The following is a 16,300-nucleotide window of genomic DNA, read 5'->3' as shown; positions in this document are numbered from 1 at the left end:
AATGGCAAAAGATCATGTTCTTGTGACGGGTGGAGCCAGAGGAATAGGAAAAGGAGTTGTGGATCAACTTGCCGAGAAAGACTACAAGGTTACATTTCTGTACAAGGGTAGCAAAGATGCAGCGCAGGAGCTTGTTACATACTGGAAATCAAAAGGAAAAGATGTAGGAGCATATTGCTGCGACGTAAAAGATTATGAAAAGGTAAAAAGTACGGTTAATACAATCCTGGAAGAGAGGGGCGACATTGACGGGCTTGTAAATAATTCAGGTATTACGAGAGACAGTTCGCTTTTCCTGATGAAGCCGGAGCAATGGAATGACGTTATTCATACCAATCTTTTCGGAGTATTTAATGTTACCAAGTCTCTGATCGCATATTTTATAAAAAGAAAAAAAGGAGCGATCGTGAGTGTGGCCTCAATAGCCGGCTTGACGGGAATTGCGGGACAGACCAATTACTGCGCATCAAAGAGCGGAATAATCGGTTTTACCAAATCACTTGCGATGGAGACGGCGAAGTACGGAGTCAGAGTTAACGCGGTTGCTCCGGGTTATATAAAAACGGATATGACTGCTGCGATAAATGAAAAAGCCAAGGAGAAGATGTACAGCCTTATTCCTATGGGAAGAGAGGGAACGGTTGAAGAAGTTGCCTCGGTTGTGGAAGTTCTTTTATCCGATGCGGCTTCATATATCACAGGTCAGGTTATTTCAATAGATGGCGGAATCACAGCATAAAAATGAGGGAGAAAAAATATGGAGAAAAAGAATACGGAAAGAGTTGTAGTTACCGGAATGGGAATACTCACACCAATTGCCAATAATGTTGAAGAGTTCGCGAAAGGAATATTTGAAGGAAAGAACGGTATCGGCCCTATAACCGCTTTTGACGCTTCGAAGCATGAGCATAAGCACGGCGGAGAAGTAAAGGGATTTGATCCGAAAAAGTACTTCCGTAAACTTAGCAGCAAAGATTATGACCGCAGCACACAGTTTGCTGTTGCGACATCAAGAATGGCTTATGAGATGGCGGGACTTGATGAAAATGCATACGATCCCAGAAAAGTCGGATGTATTTTCGGAACTACAATGGGAAATCAGAGTGTTGTTGAGAAGCTTGACAATATGCTGTTAAACGGTGAGATAAAGGAAAAACGTAAGAAGATCATCAGTTTTCAGCCGAATCTTATCTCCGGAGCGGTTGCATCAGAGCTTGGAATAAAGGGAGTCAATATGGTTATTCCAACAGCCTGTGCGGCAGGTAATTATGCCATCGGATATGCTACCGATCTGATCAAGAGAGGAAAAGCAGATTGTGTGATCTGCGGTGGAAGTGATGCGATGTCCAGAGTTTGCTATACGATGTTCTCAAGACTTGGAGCAATGTCACCCGACCTGTGCAGACCGTTTGATGAAAACAGACACGGAATGATCGTTTCAGAAGGCGCTGCGGCGCTGGTGCTTGAAAGCTACGAGAGTGCCAAGAAGAGAAATGCCAAGATCTATGCCGAGATTCTGGGATACGGAAACAGCTGCGATGCATATCATGTCACAGCACCGCATCCTGAGGGAAGAGGAATAATGCTCGCACTCAGAAAAGCATTCGAGCATAGCGGAGTCGACAAGAAGGATATCGATTATATCAGTGCTCACGGAACCGGAACAAAGGCAAACGATTCATCTGAGTCTTTTGCACTTGGAAAGTTCTTTGGAGAAGATGCGAAGCGAATTCCCATCAGCTCAATCAAATCCATGATGGGACATACTATGGGAGCGGCAGCAGCGATAGAGGCGGTTGCATCGGTGCTTGTTCTTAACAATGACAAGCTTCCGGTAAATCTCAATCTTAATAATCAGGATCCTAAGATTGAATTGAATGTTGTAAGCAAACCCACAGATTCCGAAGGTAAGTGCATCTTGAGTAATGCATTTGCATTTGGCGGAAACATAAGCTGTATAGTTCTTAAAAAGGAGGCATGATATGAGAGATGTTGTAATAACAGGGGGAGCATTGATCTCAGAAGAAGTCGGAAAAAACGCTACTGATTTTGTGTTTCCCGTAATAAGACTAAGTGATGTTGATTACGATGAGATGATCGGGGGAAGAGGTCTCAGATATCTCACAGATGCCACAAAAATGGCGCTTATAACTGCAAATAAAGCAAAGGAGAACGCAGGAATCGAAGATATTGATTCGGAGAGATCGGGAATAGTTGTTGCAACCAATTTTTCTTCAATCTCAACTATTGTTGATTTTGATAAAACAACGATCACCGAAGGCCCCAGAGCGGTAGGGGCAATGCAGAGTCCGAATCTTGTTCTTAACGCTACTGCCGCAAAGCTTGGTATACATTTTGATATCACAGGCTTTAATACAACTGTTTCATCCGGAAGAGTTGGAACGTTTGATGCGATCGATTACGCATGCAACATGATCCAGAATGATGAAGTTGATATGGTAATGGTCACAGGTGTTGAAGAGATGAAGAAGCAGCTTCGCGACTGGTTCTTTGATACCAAGAACTTTACAGAGGATAAACTTAGCATGCTAAGACAGTTCTGCGGAACGATCATTCTTGAAAGCGAAGAACACGCCAAGGAAAGAAATGCCAAAATCTACGGAAAAATAAAGGGAAGTTGTTCAAGTATAAATTGCAACTATCTTGTAAACGGAGGAACGGACGAAGACGATCTGGAGGAATATGATTATCTTACCGAGAGCCTTGCAAAGGATGAGGAAGATATATGGAATATCTGCTTGTCCGATGACCGTTTTGACGGGAAAGACAAGTATGAAGCTGAATATATGAATGACAAGTTCCCCAAGGCAAAAGTGGTCTCCGTAAGAGAGATGTTTGGCGGAGAAAAGTTTGGTGCAACAGGCGCTGCACAGATTCTGTATTCATTAAATAGTTTTGATGAAGGAAAGGGACTTGTTTTCTGTAATGACTGGACCGGAAACTTCAGAGCACTTCTACTTGAAAAATAAGGGGGACAATCTATGAGTATGGATTTCCAACAGGTTAATTCCGTATTACCTCAAAAATTTCCGCTCATTATGGTTGATAAGGTTTTGGAGAGAGTTGCCGGGGAAAGAATAGTCTGCGTGAAAAACGTTACCGGAAACGAGATGGTTTTCCTCGGACACTTTCCCGGATATGCAATATTTCCCGGAGTATATATAACGGAAGCGCTTGCTCAGTCAGCAATTCTTTTATTCAAAGATGAGGATACACAGGATACAGACTCGCTGTATCTGCTGTACTCGACCAAGATGACTTTTAAATCTGTGGTTGTTCCGGGAGACCAGATGAGGATGGAAATTGAAACTCAAAAAGCTACTAAACTTGGGATCATTGTAGATGCAAAGGCATATGTCGATGACAAGGTCGTTGCAAAGGGAGAATTGATATTCTCAGTAAAAAAATCAGAAGACATATAAGGAGACATGGTATGCAAAAGACAGGAGGAGTTTTTTCAATCTTGGCCGGATTGAGCTATCTGGCAATAGGTATTTTGGTATGTGTTCAGCCCGTACTTTTTCAGGATGCGAATGTTGATCTGTTTCTTAGTACTTTGGCGGTAAAGCCTACATGCTTTGTGCTTTATTATCTTGCGATCGCGCTTAGTGCGACATTCGGAATAGGAGCGATCGCCGCAGTGACAAATTACTTTGGAGTTGCGGAAAATGAAGTGGTTAAGTGGGCGATGAAACTTGCATATGTGGGATTTGCTATTTTAGCAATGTCTTATTACAGGGTGTTTACCGTTAAGCCTTACATGGCAAATTTCTATACTAACGCACCGCAAAATGCAAAGGATATTATCCTTATAATGGATCCTTACATTTCATTTGCACCAAACGGACTTGTTACGTACGGACTTGTGGGAATTTGGCTTGTGCTTATCAGTGTACTTGCATTTAAAAAGAAAAGTTCATCTGCAATATATACTATTTTAGGAACAGTACTCGGCGTGTTGTTTATTGCAGTGACTATTCAGAATGTAGGTGCTCTGACAACGGCTATCCTTAATACCGCAAAAGGCATTGTATCATTTATATGGTTTGCCATTGTAGGTGTTAAGATGGTCAAGACTGCGTGATGATCTATATCTATTAAATAAGATGGAGAGAGATGTCTGATGAGAAGATCAGGATGTCTCTCTCTAAATTTTTTTCATGATACGCCCTTTTGTGTACCATAGGGTGATGCTATAGTTTATCTTGGTAAGACACATAGAGTTCAGAGTAATGACATCATGAAAAAGGGGATTTATTATGAGTAATACCATTCTTGAAGCAAAATCTATAACAAAAAAATTTGATGAGAGAAATGTCCTTAACGAAGTTAGCCTTTCTGTTGAAAAAGGGCATTTTATAGCAATACTGGGGCACAGCGGATCGGGAAAATCGACGCTTCTTAATGTGCTGTCAACGTTACTTGCTCCTACAAAGGGAGAAGTTCTTTATAACGGAAAAAACATTACGCGTTATTCAAAAAGCGAGATCGCGAACTTAAGAAGAGACAAGATAGGCTTTGTTTTCCAGCACTATATGCTTCTTCCGAATCTCACTGTCAGGGAGAATATTTTCATTGGCGCTGAGAAAAGAGATGTTTATGAAAAAGATAAGACTGACATGAAGGAACTTGAGAATCTGTGCGCACTTCTTGGAATAGATAAGTATCTCGACGAGTATCCTTTTAAGCTCTCAGGCGGCGAGCAGCAGAGAGTCTGCATCGCGAGAGCGGTCGCAAAAAATCCTGAGATCTTGTTTTGCGATGAAGCAACGGGAGCGCTTGATAAGGACAACAGTATCAATATCGTTAAGCTCCTTCATGAGATAAAAAAGAAATTCGGAACCACGATCTTTTTTACAACACATAACAGAGAGATCGCAAAGACAGCCGACAGGGTACTTGTACTCGAAGACGGCAATATCATAAATGATTATATGAACGATAATATCATCGATCCCGATGCGATGGCATGGGGAATCTGATGCGTGGCAATTACGTATATGAAGCAGATATTTATGACACTAAATTCGGGAGAATGCCGCAATGAAATTATTATATAAACATATTAAAAAAGATTTTTTGGCAAAAAAAACAATGATGGCGATTTTGTCGCTGTTTCTTATGGGTACGTCTTTTCTGTATTATTTTGTTCATTTCTCTGTGGATAAAAATCTTTCGAAATACAGAAATGTGGATAGTGCTACTCTCGCAGCGAACGAACTTAAATATCTAACGGCACTTGAAAACAATCTGGTGCTTATCCGCTATATGACAACGGCGATGATCGCGGTCTTTCTTTTGATATTCTTTCTTTTTATAACAAATACCATAAAGAAGAATCAGGCAAAGATCGGATTATTGCAGTCGCTTGGATTTACAACATATAGCATTGCCGAGAAAACCGGTAATTTTATGATGATAATGTCCGTAATCTCGACTCTTGTAGGCTTTGTTGCAGGATTTTTCGGATCAAGCATACTTATTTCAGCAAATGAAAAGACCTACATGATGGAGTCACTTGCAAGGGGAATCAGATTTTCGACATTTCTTTTGCCGATTTCTTTATGGGCACTGCTTATATTTATCGTGACATTAATGGCATATGCATTTTCCGCCAACAAGGAAGTTGCACTTCTTATGAAGAGAAATGACAGCTCAGCGGGTAAACCCGGGATCATCGAGAAAATTATCGGCTTTTTCAAGATGAAGGGCGGATATAAATACAAGCTTACTTTGAAGAATATAAGCGAGTTACTTCTGATTGTCACAGCGATCGTTACTTTCGGTATCATGTTCGTTCTGAGTGTATCTCTTCTTCTTAGCAGCAGGGAAATCCTGAAAGCACAGCGGGAAGGAAGGGAGTATGATTATGTGACATATTATGATGAGATTAGAGACAGCGCTGAAGATACGGCGGATGCTGCAGATTATCTTAAGTTTGACGCGGTAATAGATAATGCCGGCGAAAAGATATCCTATAACATCATAGGTATTGACAGTGATAACGGCTTCTTTTCACTATATGACAAAAAGCATACGGTAATAGACATTTCAAATGAGGAAGGAATCATACTTAATCCTGAGCTTTCCGAGAACTACGGAATAAAGGTCGGAGACAGATTAAGTGTTGAGATCAACGGAAGGGCAGTAGAGCTCGAAGCAACAAATATCGCTAGAAATGCGGGCATAAAGAGCATGTACATTTCTAAAGAAAAACTTGCCGCTATTATGGAAATTGAAAGCACTGCATATAATGCGGCTCTTTCAGATAAAGCATTGGATGAGGGCGCAAGTTTGGCTTATGAAGACAAGATGGAGGTGCTTTCAAATGATCAGACTTCCAACAAAGCAAGCGCGATAATCAATCAGAGCATCGGTGTTGCAACGGGATGTCTTCTCATTTTCCTTGCTGTATTTATCGGACTTTCGGGAAATACGGAGAGCATTCTGATATTTGATCTTTTGGGCTATGATAACAAGAAGATAAACAGGATACTGCTCGATCCGTATATTATTGTTTCGAATATTATCTTTTTTGTTTCGATTCCGATATGCATATTTGCAGCAAAGAGAATACAGATATCGACGTCGCTTGCAACGGGAGATTATATGCCGTTCCAGGTTTCGGGTTTTACGATTGTCTATATGTTTGTTATATTAAACATAATCTGTGTACTTGTAAGAGCAGCTTTTACAGGTAAGATCAAAAAGATAATTGAGGGAGAAAAGCAAGCGGAGTACTTGTCGGAATGGTGATCGTCTATGCAGGTTTATGTTATAAATGCGCTAAGAGAATTAAGCGATGAGGAATTTGAAAAAGCGCTTAAAAGCATCGATCCTGAGGAAAAAAACAGGATAATGAGATTTCATTTTGTTGAGGACAGAAAGAGAGCTCTTGCGGGAATTCTTTTGTCCGAATATGCGATCTGTAAGGAGTTTGGAATTCCTAAGGATGAGATGAAGTTTGAAAAAAATAAGTACGGAAAGCCGCATGTAGTTGGCAAAAGCGGAGTTCATTTCAATATTTCCCATTCAGGTGACTATGTTGCCTGTGCGGTCGGAGACACTGCTGTGGGAATTGATGTTCAGGAGCATAAGAGCGGCGGACTTGATATAGCCGAGAGATTTTTTTCACAGGAAGAAAAAGATGCGCTTTGTAAAGCTGTGGATTCTGATTCGAATTCGGACTCGGATAATGTAAAGCGAAAGCTCTTTTACGACATGTGGAGTCTTAAAGAGGCTTATATAAAGTGTATCGGGATGGGATTGTCAAAGCCGCTTGATGAGTTCGGGATCGTAGATAGAGCGGGAGAGTACAGGCTATATGAGAATGGCGGGGAATCCTGCGAATATCATTTTATGAAATATGAATTTGATGAAAATTACAGTCTTTGCGTGTGCTCGAAGGGTGCTGATATTCCGGGAAGCTATACGCAAGTGATGTATAAAGAGATGGTGGGGTAAAATATATAAGAAGAAGGCGAACACTTTTATCGTGCCCGCCTTTTTCTTGTTATTTAAGATAGTTTTGCGCTATATGATATGAGAAATTGAATCTTCTAAAGCCTGTATATTCTTTTGAGGCATCGTTTAGGTCATCTTCCCGTCCGTCTTTGTATTCGTTTATGAGCATTTCATTTTCCGCAAGTGCCGGAACGGCGTCATAGGAAAGATTCCATTTAATATACTCGGTATCGGAAGAGTGCACGGTTAACTCAGAACCTGCAGCAGCTATGTCATACTTGGCAATCCTGTATTCGGGATTACTGTATATAAATACTAAAAATGCAATTGTTATCGCAACCATTCCTGCTTTGAATACAGGGAACTTTTTTATAAACATTCCGATGATGAGGAATGCGAGCCAGAAGCAGAGCACGGCAAGGAACCAAAGCACAAAGAGTCTTAAGAATGTAAGGTGATACACTCCGATGTAGAGAATCATTCTCATTGCCGATGATGCGATCATTATATATGTGCAGGCAGCGATGGTTGTAAGCAAAGCTTTAAGTATCTTTGACTCTTTGAAAAATGACTGGCATACCGAAACCATAACAATATTTATAATACATACCGCCAAAAGCTGGTAGAATCCTTCATGTGCATATTCGGCATAAGTATATCCCTCGGGAAGGGCTACGCTTCCGCTGAAAAGATAAAGGAGCTGAATTGCGCAGAAGATAATATAAATGAATCCGATAACGCTTGTAAAAGTGATCGCTATTACAGGATCGTTTGTGCCCTGGTTGCTCACCTTGATCTTAAGCTCTTTTGCAACCATTGATGTGATAATGATATAGATACTGAAGAAGGCTATAACTGCAGTAACGACCATCATGATCATATGATAGAAGTTTTCTGAAATACTTAAATCGATATTTGTCAGTATATTTTCAAAAACCATATCTGCTGAGCAAAGAAGCGGTACGATCACGATAAGTAAGGGAACCGCGATTGCAAGTCCGAGAAGTACGGCGTTTAAGGTTTTCTTTTTATCACTTGTATCAACTTCTTTCTTCTTCGATCTTTTGTGAGCAAAAAAGTCTTTTACCGGGCGTGAAATTTGTTCCAATGGCCTTATGATGGTCAGGAACAAGCCGTTTATCCATGCAATTATATTAAATCCCGTCGTGTCTATATAAAGGTAGATTATATAGCTGAAAAACAGAAGGAAAATTGCGGTTCTTTCCCAGAAAGCCAATGTCATGCTTGTTGTAAGGCATCTGTGAACGGAAAGAAGCATCAGGGAAACAACATAAAAGATTCCGAGGCCTTTTTTGCCGTTACAGTCGGCTATCAGTGAGAGACCGTCTTTCTTTCGTATCATTGCAAGGATTATCAGAGCGCAAAGCATAAATATCGGATAGGTTATGCTTGAGTGGTTATCGTACAGGCAGAAGCTGTATATTGAACCGAATATAAATGATAAGAGTCCGTATTTTTTGAAGTGCTCTGCATTTCCTGTTTTGGCAACAGGCCTTACAGGTACTGCGCCGCTGAATCCTGTTCCTAAAGGGGGATTAACTTGTTCTGCGGCTCCTGCAGTGACATACTGGCCTGTTTGCGAATTATATACGAATCCGTTAGTGTTGGTTTGCGGTATCTGATTATTCTGTGTTTCCATACTTATTCCTCCTGGTTGTCAACGTATTCAAGGATATCTCCCGGTTGACAGTCCAAAGCTTTACAAATTGCATCAAGGGTCTCGAGCCTGACGGCCTTCGCCTTATTGTTTTTTAGGATAGAAAGATTAGCCAGGGTGATACCGACTTTACCGGCGAGCTCGGTCAGCCCCATTTTCCTCTTTGCCATCATTACGTCTAAGTTTATTACGATCATATTCTCACCTGCCCCGTTAAATGGTTAAATCGTTTTCCTGCTTGTATCTCACGGCCTTGTCAAAGACCCTCGCCAAGACTTTACTGAACAGTCCGGCGAAAAGAAATACACCTGCAATGATCACGGCTGCCGGGGTGAAATATACGAAACATCTGAGAAGTTTGATGCCTGTTATGATAAAAGCATAAGTACCCATGCGGTAAAGGCTTTTTACATTGGCATCAACAAAACAGTTGTCGTCGGTTACTGTTTTCATCATCTTTCGAAGTTCATACAAAATGAGAAGAGCGGCAGTGCCTGCGATCATTATAGAAACAACTGCGTATCCGTAGTGATCGTTGATCGCGCTGTATTCCGTGCTTTCACCCAAAGTGTAGATTGCAAGGTTTACTGCATACTTCAGGTATAAAGGAGCTGTAGCTATTGCTACGATTCCGAAATAAAAGCAAAGATCCAAGATGGCTTTAACGAAATTATTTAATCTGCTATCCATGTTTTCCTCCAAAATGTTTCACCAAGTACTTGTATATTTTTTTTATAACACGTTCCTTTTTGATTTGCAATATTTTTTTATTGAGAAACAATAAAAGTTTTTTGAAACACGAAAAATGAAGGCTGATCTTTTAAGCGCAGGGATCTTAATAAGAATCCAATTAAGAGCCCACCGGAAGCCGATTTGGATATATAATAATTACATAGCGTGAGCTAATTTTTTTGATGAAGGAACGATAAATGAAACTGATATTTATTAGGCACGGTGATCCTGATTACGAGATTGACGGGCTTACCGAGAAGGGGCAGAGAGAGGCGCAGCTTCTTGCCGATTACATAAAGAATTACAACATCGATGAGATCTACATGTCGCCTCTTGGAAGGGCACAGCAAACTGCGGAGTATTCGCTTAAGGCACTTGGGAAAGAGGCGGTCACTTATGACTGGTTAAAAGAGTTTCCCGCTCAGTTTGATCCGAATCTTTCAAAGAGCGCAAGAGAGGCTTATAAGAATGAGCTTAAAATAGATCCGGGGACCGGCAGGTACGAGACGAGAATTTTGTGGGATATGCTTCCGTCATATTATGGCAGGCATCCTGAGCTTTTTGACAAAAATGCATGGAGAAATGCCGAACCTGTTATATACAGCGATATGTGTAAGGTGTATGATTATGTGGTTTCGTCTTTTGATGAATTTTTGCGTAAGCAGGGCTACGAGAAAGACGGACTGATATTTAAGGTAAATGAGAGTAATGACAAAGTTATAGCTTTTTTCTGCCATTATGGCATTACGTCTGTTCTTCTGTCATATCTATGGAATGTCTCACCTTTTGTTCTGTTTCAATTTATTGCACTTGCGCCGACTTCGGTTACGATCGTAGCTTCCGAAGAGCGCGAGAAGGGAATAGGAACGTTCAGAACAATAGGGATGGGAGACATTACTCATCTTAATATCGCGGGGGAAGAACCTTCTTTTTCGGCAAGGTTCTGCGAGAGATACGAAAATAAAAATGAGAGGCACTGATTGATGGTGAATATTAGGGAGATAGTACTTAACATCCTGATGGAGTACGACAAGGATGGCGGCAGGAAAACTACGCTCTTAAAGGATGCGCTTGAAAAATATGATTATCTGGAAACAAGAGACAAAGCGTTTATCAAAAGAGTGGTTGAGGGCTGCCTTGAGAGAAATATACAGATAGACTATGTTATAGATTCTTTTTCGAAGACAGAGGTAAAAAAGATGCAGCCTCTGATCAGAAGTCTTATAAGAATGGGAACGTACCAGATCATGTTTATGGACAGTATTCCCGACAGCGCCGCTTGTAACGAGGCGGTAAAACTTGCACAGAAGCATAAGTTTGCAGGTCTCAAGGGCTTTGTGAACGGCGTTCTCAGAAATATCTCAAGGAACAAAGATAATATTTCATACCCGGACAAAGCAGAGAACGGAGGAGCGGATTATCTTGCAGTGCTCTATTCGGTTCCTGTCTGGCTTTGCAAGATGTGGCTCACAGAGTACGGTTTTGACAGAACCGAAGGAATGCTCAAGTTCTTCCTCGAACCTCGCCCCACAATCATCAGGTGCACAGTGGACCATGGGGACGGGGTTAGTGGACCATCCGACATGGAAATTGCTGCGAAAAATGCTAATAAGCTCAAGAAGGAGCTTGAAGACGCAGGAGTTGTTGTAAAAGAGAACCCGATCCTGCCATATGCACTTGAACTTGAAAAGACTGATAATATCAAGTATCTTCCCGGATATGCTGAAGGAAGATTTGCTGTTCAGGACGTAAGTTCAATGCTTGTCACTGAGATTGCAGATATTTTAAAGGGGCGTACAGTAATTGATGTATGTGCCGCTCCGGGTGGAAAGAGCATGCATGCGGCGCAGAAGGTCGGCGCGGACGGAAAGGTCTTTTCCAGAGATGTATCGGTATCCAAGAAGGAGCTTATTGCAGAGAATGCAGCCAGGCTTGGGCTTGATAATATCACAATAGAGGTTGTCGATGCCAAGATCCATGATGATAACATGAAGAGAAATGCTGATTATCTTTATCTCGATGTTCCGTGTTCCGGACTTGGAATTATTGGAAGAAAGAGCGATATCAAGCATAATATCAAAAAAGACAAGCTTACCGAACTTACCAAACTTCAGTGGGATATCGTAAAATCCTGCTGGGACTATGTTAAGGTCGGCGGAACGCTTATGTATTCCACATGTACAGTAAACAAGGCAGAGAATGAGCAGATGATCACAAGAATCTGCAACGAGTTGCCGTTTGAGCCTGTGGATATCACAGATGTACTTCCTAAGTACATTCTTGAAAATGATAAATATAACATAAAAGATACCGCAAAGAAGGGCTATATACAGCTCCTTCCCGGAGAATTCGGAACAGACGGGTTCTTTATTGCAAAACTTAAGAGAGTAGTGAAATAAAAAAGATGAATTGCAGATTCTTAGGATATATAAGGAGAATCTTGAAAAAGTAATAGATGAAAAAGATCATATAAATTTCTATCTCACGGTTACTTTCGGGATAGATACATGCGAGACGTATCTCAAGTGGTGTACCAAGGCAAAGAAGTTACTGAAATGACACAATAAGGCGGAAGGCGGGTTGAATAATGAAGAAAAGAGATAAGCTTGTAATCGTTGCTTTTTCTGTTTTTACTTTGGCAGCAGGTTTTATAGGAAGAGCTATAGATATGGTACTGACAGAGCAGCCTGAAGGGCAGTCTTTGGGAATGCTGATATGGTTAATACTTCCGCTTCTTATATCTATGATCATCAGATTGACCAATAAGGGGTACTTCGAGCCTGTTGGGTTCAAAATGAACTTTGGCCGGAATGCAAAAATCTATGCTATTTCACTTCTTATTTTTCCGTTGATTTCAATTGTATGTACAAGAACAGCATATCAGTTTAATCAGACTATAGTTGGTGGATTTGACAGATCGCTTGTAGGTGTTGTTGTGGCCGGGGCTGTTCTCAAGAACCTTGTAGAAGAAATAACCTGGCGCGGCAATATGGTTCCCTTTTTTGAAAAAACAGAGTGGAACGATTATTTGATATATCTTTCAACAGGACTTATCTGGGGATGTTGGCATATCCCGTATTATCTTTACTTTGTCGGACTGGATGGCGATATGAAATTAAAAACAATACTTTCGGGAATCGTGATTATGCTTATGTGGACACCGCTGTTTGTTGAAGTAAGAAGAGCTACTAGATCATTTATTCCTGCGTATTTATTGCATATGACCGAGGAACTTTCATATTCGCTTATCTTTGTGCCTGTAGGGGAATTTAAATTAAATAAGACTTATGATATATTTATGAATCCTGTAAGCGGTATTATTCCTTTGGCGTTTATACTGGTGCTGGGATTGATACTCAGAAACCGCAGAGTTTGCAGAGGTGAGGTGTTATGCCAGGAGTAGAGAAGAATTGTTTGACGATGCTATAAGTTGATGGTAGTATAATAAAAGAAAAGGTGCTACCGGTAGACGGTTAGTCCCAAGATGAATAAACGTTGTGATAACCGCTTAGTTTCTCAGGCCAGGCGGTTATTTTTGTGTCTTGGAATCATGCTTTCCATGCATATAACCAAGACTAGAACAAAGAGTCGCTTGCGACTCTTTTCGCGCCGATGCGCGCAAGCTTTAGCTTGCATAATTCATCTGCGCATCGGTCGCATCTATAGCGTAGCGATTTATATTTGATAGGAATACTATCAAATATAAGTCGCACACAGCGCAAGCACTGCGATAAGGTCAGTGATGGTGAGCATACGCAAGTTCCTCCAACAAAGATTTCTCATGAGAGATTTCTATGATTAACGGAGGTCACAGTCCTCCGATAGAAGGACTAACCGCCTACCGTAATTACTGGTAGCACCAAAATAAGATTATATAGAACGAATGTTTGATAGTCAATGGAAAGAATTATGAACGGTTACATTTTAGGAAAAGAAAACAAAATAGACATAAAATCCCTAAACTTCGATGAACTTACAACATTCATCAAGGAGGTCGGTGAGCCAGCATTTAGGGCAAAGCAGCTCTATGACTGGATGCATGTCAAGAGAGCAAGAAACTACGACGAGATGAAGAACATCCCAAAGTCGCTTAAAGAAAAGCTCGATCAGAAGTGTAGCTATACAAGTCTTGAAGTTGTGCAGGTGCAGGAGTCGCAGATTGACGGAACCAAGAAGTTCCTCTTCGGACTCTACGACGGCAATGTTATCGAGAGCGTTTTCATGAAGTACAAGTTCGGCAACAGCGTCTGCGTATCTTCGCAGGTCGGATGCAGGATGGGATGCAGGTTCTGCGCGTCGACAATTGACGGCGTTGTGAGGAATCTTTTGCCATCGGAGATACTTGATCAGATATATGCTATAGCATGTTACACAGGGGAAAAGATATCCAGAGTCGTTGTCATGGGTAGCGGAGAGCCGCTTGATAACTATGATAATCTTCTTAAGTTCATAGAGCTTCTTTCCGATGAGCACGGAATGAACCTCGGACAGCGCAATCTTACGGTATCCACATGCGGTATCGTGCCTAAGATCTTAGAACTTGCGGAAAAGAAATTGTCTATAAATCTGGCACTTTCTCTTCACGCATCCAATAATGACAAGCGAAAAGAGCTCATGCCTATCGCAAATAAGTATGAGATTCATGAAGTGCTGAATGCTTGCAAGACCTATTTTGACAAGACCGGAAGACAGCTTACTTTTGAGTACTCGCTTGTTGCGGGAGTTAACGATTCTGATGAAGATGCAGCCGAATTGTCTAAGCTTTTGTCCGGACTTAACTGTGTTGTAAACTTGATTCCCGTGAATCCGATAAAAGAAAGAGATTTCAAACCTACAGACCGTTCTCATGCGGTGAAGTTCAAGGAAAAGCTTGAAAAGAACAGGATAAATGCGACGATTCGTAGAGAGATGGGCAGGGACATAGACGGTGCCTGCGGCCAGCTCAGAAGAAGATATGTCGGTGAAAAAAATAAGAGTCTGAGCACTGCAAAATCGTAGTGCTCAGACTCTTTGTTATCCCTTGAAATCAATCGTAGTTCCGAGGGTGCGCTCGGAAGTAGCCAAGATCTTGTTTGATGAACTGTTGTAAGCGTATGTCTGAACTTTAGATAAAAGATCTTCCATTGAATCGGCCTCAAATATTACAAATTTCTCGTCATCAGCTTCTTCGATCTCATTTTTATCAGAGCTTGGCTTATCAGACTCAGTCTTCTTGGCTTTTTTGTCTTTAGCTTTCTGAATGCGCTCTTCACGGGCTTCTTTTTCAGCTGCTTTCTTTTCTTTGGCTTTTTCCGCTTTCTTTTCGGCAGCCTTTTTCTCAAGGCGCTTTTTCTGCAGATCGAGAGAATCGCTTACTGTAGCGAAGAAACTCTCTTTTCCGTTTGAATCGACGGACATTCCGAAATTCTTTATATTTGCGCCGCTGCTGGTAAGTCCCATCTTTGCCTGCATCATTTTGGCCTGTGATGAAGCGATGATTCCTTCGTACTTAGTGCGGAAGGCTTCGTCTGTGGCCATGCGCTCAAGCTTTTCTTCATCTATGAGAACTACCATCTTGTTGGCATTGCCGTATGCCGCAGCATTCTGCTGAACCTGCGCCTTCATATCCTTGCTGACGGTGATGAATTCCATGTTGTGATATTTTGCTTTGAGCTTATCAAGATAGTCTTTGGCTTTATCCGAAAGCTCTACATTGCCGATGGTCATACCGTAATCTGTCATTGAGGGAACGAGCGAACTCTTTGTATCAATCGGACTCCATGACTTTAATTCTGTTTTGGCAGATTGAGAAGCTTTGGCCGCAGTTGCCTGATTGCTTTTATTTGCATAAGAAGTTTTGGTAATCTCTGAGTTACCGCCGGATGCGGAAATACTGCTTATTCCTGACATATTTTTATTACCTCCTTGTAAAAAGTGCGCTCTTTCCAAATGTCATCCTGTCAGTATACTTGAACTGAGAGAGCTGTGGTGTTGAAATCCTTTTCAAATACCATGAGCGAATACTTACCCATTTCTAATTTTTTTATCGACGAAAGCATTTGGAAAATGAAGAGGAAAAATATAAAATAATTATAAATATCGTGCGAGAAAACCCCTTCCGATGAAGTCGGTTGTGGGATGAATCGCACTAGCTTTTCTTTTTGTATTTCCCCGTCTTAATGTATTTGCGTTTGTGTTCCTCTGTTCGTTGATCTTCAATGTATTTCTTGACAGTATCAAGAGAAACACTTCCGGTAGTGGCACAGAAGTAACTTGCACTCCAGAAGGGTGAATCTCCCCATAGGTATTTCTCAACGTGTGTTCTATATGTATTTCTCACTTCTTTGGACAGCTGTGATTTTAACGAGTTGATGAGTTTTACAGGTGCAACATCAGGTGGCATGGAGATCAGCAGATGCATGTGAT

At 41.2% G+C, this 16,300-nt stretch carries 18 protein-coding genes; 13 read left to right on the top strand and 5 right to left on the bottom strand.

The window, feature by feature from the left end; all coding sequences use genetic code 11:
* Position 1: 1 nt before the first annotated feature.
* The 8 genes from fabG (at position 2) to T356_RS0116530 (ending at position 7,485) form a co-directional block, all read left to right on the top strand.
* Positions 2–739, top strand: coding sequence for a 3-oxoacyl-ACP reductase FabG (fabG, locus tag T356_RS0116565; protein ID WP_026515465.1), 738 nt, complete (start codon positions 2–4; stop codon positions 737–739).
* An 18-nt stretch (positions 740–757) separates the two neighbouring features.
* Positions 758–1,981 (top strand): beta-ketoacyl-[acyl-carrier-protein] synthase family protein, encoded by a 1,224-nt coding sequence (locus T356_RS0116560; RefSeq protein ID WP_026515464.1) that lies wholly within the window; start codon positions 758–760, stop codon positions 1,979–1,981.
* 1 nt (position 1,982) lies between these two features.
* The gene (locus T356_RS0116555) at positions 1,983–2,990 is read left to right on the top strand and encodes a beta-ketoacyl synthase N-terminal-like domain-containing protein (RefSeq protein WP_026515463.1); all 1,008 of its coding nucleotides are present in this window, start codon (positions 1,983–1,985) and stop codon (positions 2,988–2,990) included.
* A 12-nt stretch (positions 2,991–3,002) separates the two neighbouring features.
* Positions 3,003–3,443 (top strand): 3-hydroxyacyl-ACP dehydratase FabZ, encoded by a 441-nt coding sequence (fabZ, locus tag T356_RS0116550; protein WP_035781541.1) that lies wholly within the window; start codon positions 3,003–3,005, stop codon positions 3,441–3,443.
* Between the two features lie 11 nt (positions 3,444–3,454).
* Positions 3,455–4,105 carry a DUF4386 family protein gene (locus tag T356_RS0116545; RefSeq protein WP_026515461.1) on the top strand — a complete coding sequence of 217 codons (651 nt, stop codon included), beginning with the start codon at positions 3,455–3,457 and terminating at the stop codon, positions 4,103–4,105.
* Positions 4,106–4,280: 175 nt separating this feature from the next.
* A complete protein-coding gene (locus T356_RS0116540; RefSeq protein ID WP_026515460.1) occupies positions 4,281–5,003 on the top strand; it encodes an ABC transporter ATP-binding protein in 723 nt (240 codons plus the stop codon).
* Between the two features lie 61 nt (positions 5,004–5,064).
* The gene (locus tag T356_RS0116535; protein ID WP_026515459.1) at positions 5,065–6,777 is read left to right on the top strand and encodes an FtsX-like permease family protein; all 1,713 of its coding nucleotides are present in this window, start codon (positions 5,065–5,067) and stop codon (positions 6,775–6,777) included.
* Positions 6,778–6,783: 6 nt separating this feature from the next.
* Positions 6,784–7,485 (top strand): 4'-phosphopantetheinyl transferase family protein, encoded by a 702-nt coding sequence (locus T356_RS0116530; RefSeq protein WP_051563517.1) that lies wholly within the window; start codon positions 6,784–6,786, stop codon positions 7,483–7,485.
* A 49-nt stretch (positions 7,486–7,534) separates the two neighbouring features.
* Here T356_RS0116530 and T356_RS0116525 read toward each other — a convergent pair whose 3' ends face one another.
* From T356_RS0116525 to T356_RS0116515, 3 genes are read right to left on the bottom strand one after another with little or no spacing between them, the layout of a single operon-like run.
* Positions 7,535–9,145, bottom strand: a complete 1,611-nt coding sequence (locus tag T356_RS0116525) for a DUF4153 domain-containing protein (RefSeq protein ID WP_026515457.1) — start codon at positions 9,143–9,145, stop codon at positions 7,535–7,537.
* Between the two features lie 2 nt (positions 9,146–9,147).
* Positions 9,148–9,360 carry a helix-turn-helix domain-containing protein gene (locus T356_RS0116520; protein ID WP_026515456.1) on the bottom strand — a complete coding sequence of 71 codons (213 nt, stop codon included), beginning with the start codon at positions 9,358–9,360 and terminating at the stop codon, positions 9,148–9,150.
* Between the two features lie 16 nt (positions 9,361–9,376).
* On the bottom strand, positions 9,377–9,853 hold the full coding sequence (locus T356_RS0116515; RefSeq protein ID WP_026515455.1) for a DUF2975 domain-containing protein: 477 nt from the start codon (positions 9,851–9,853) through the stop codon (positions 9,377–9,379).
* 239 nt (positions 9,854–10,092) lie between these two features.
* Between T356_RS0116515 and T356_RS0116510 the strand changes: the two genes are divergently transcribed.
* The 5 genes from T356_RS0116510 to rlmN all read left to right on the top strand — a co-directional run bounded on the left by T356_RS0116510 (position 10,093) and on the right by rlmN (position 14,893).
* Positions 10,093–10,875, top strand: a complete 783-nt coding sequence (locus T356_RS0116510) for a histidine phosphatase family protein (RefSeq protein ID WP_026515454.1) — start codon at positions 10,093–10,095, stop codon at positions 10,873–10,875.
* Between the two features lie 3 nt (positions 10,876–10,878).
* On the top strand, positions 10,879–12,294 hold the full coding sequence (gene rsmB / locus T356_RS0116505; RefSeq protein WP_026515453.1) for a 16S rRNA (cytosine(967)-C(5))-methyltransferase RsmB: 1,416 nt from the start codon (positions 10,879–10,881) through the stop codon (positions 12,292–12,294).
* Between the two features lie 10 nt (positions 12,295–12,304).
* Positions 12,305–12,454: a hypothetical protein gene (locus tag T356_RS21865; protein WP_081777898.1), complete on the top strand. Its 150-nt coding sequence runs from the start codon at positions 12,305–12,307 to the stop codon at positions 12,452–12,454.
* Between the two features lie 28 nt (positions 12,455–12,482).
* Positions 12,483–13,298: a CPBP family intramembrane glutamic endopeptidase gene (locus T356_RS0116495; protein ID WP_026515452.1), complete on the top strand. Its 816-nt coding sequence runs from the start codon at positions 12,483–12,485 to the stop codon at positions 13,296–13,298.
* A 506-nt stretch (positions 13,299–13,804) separates the two neighbouring features.
* Positions 13,805–14,893: a 23S rRNA (adenine(2503)-C(2))-methyltransferase RlmN gene (rlmN, locus tag T356_RS0116490; RefSeq protein WP_035781538.1), complete on the top strand. Its 1,089-nt coding sequence runs from the start codon at positions 13,805–13,807 to the stop codon at positions 14,891–14,893.
* A gap of 15 nt (positions 14,894–14,908) precedes the next feature.
* Here rlmN and T356_RS0116485 read toward each other — a convergent pair whose 3' ends face one another.
* Both T356_RS0116485 and tnpA read right to left on the bottom strand, forming a co-directional pair.
* The gene (locus tag T356_RS0116485) at positions 14,909–15,784 is read right to left on the bottom strand and encodes a DUF6033 family protein (RefSeq protein WP_051563515.1); all 876 of its coding nucleotides are present in this window, start codon (positions 15,782–15,784) and stop codon (positions 14,909–14,911) included.
* Between the two features lie 238 nt (positions 15,785–16,022).
* Positions 16,023–16,300, bottom strand: a 278-nt coding sequence (tnpA, locus tag T356_RS19870; protein ID WP_051563514.1) for an IS200/IS605 family transposase, incomplete at its 5' end; no start/stop codon positions are given.

It is taken from the genome of Butyrivibrio sp. LB2008, assembly GCF_000621565.1.
In the GTDB taxonomy this organism is placed as follows: Bacteria; Bacillota; Clostridia; order Lachnospirales; family Lachnospiraceae; genus Butyrivibrio.
The sequence above is the reverse complement of the archived record's forward strand: the minus strand, read 5'-3'. Positions and strand labels throughout refer to the sequence as shown.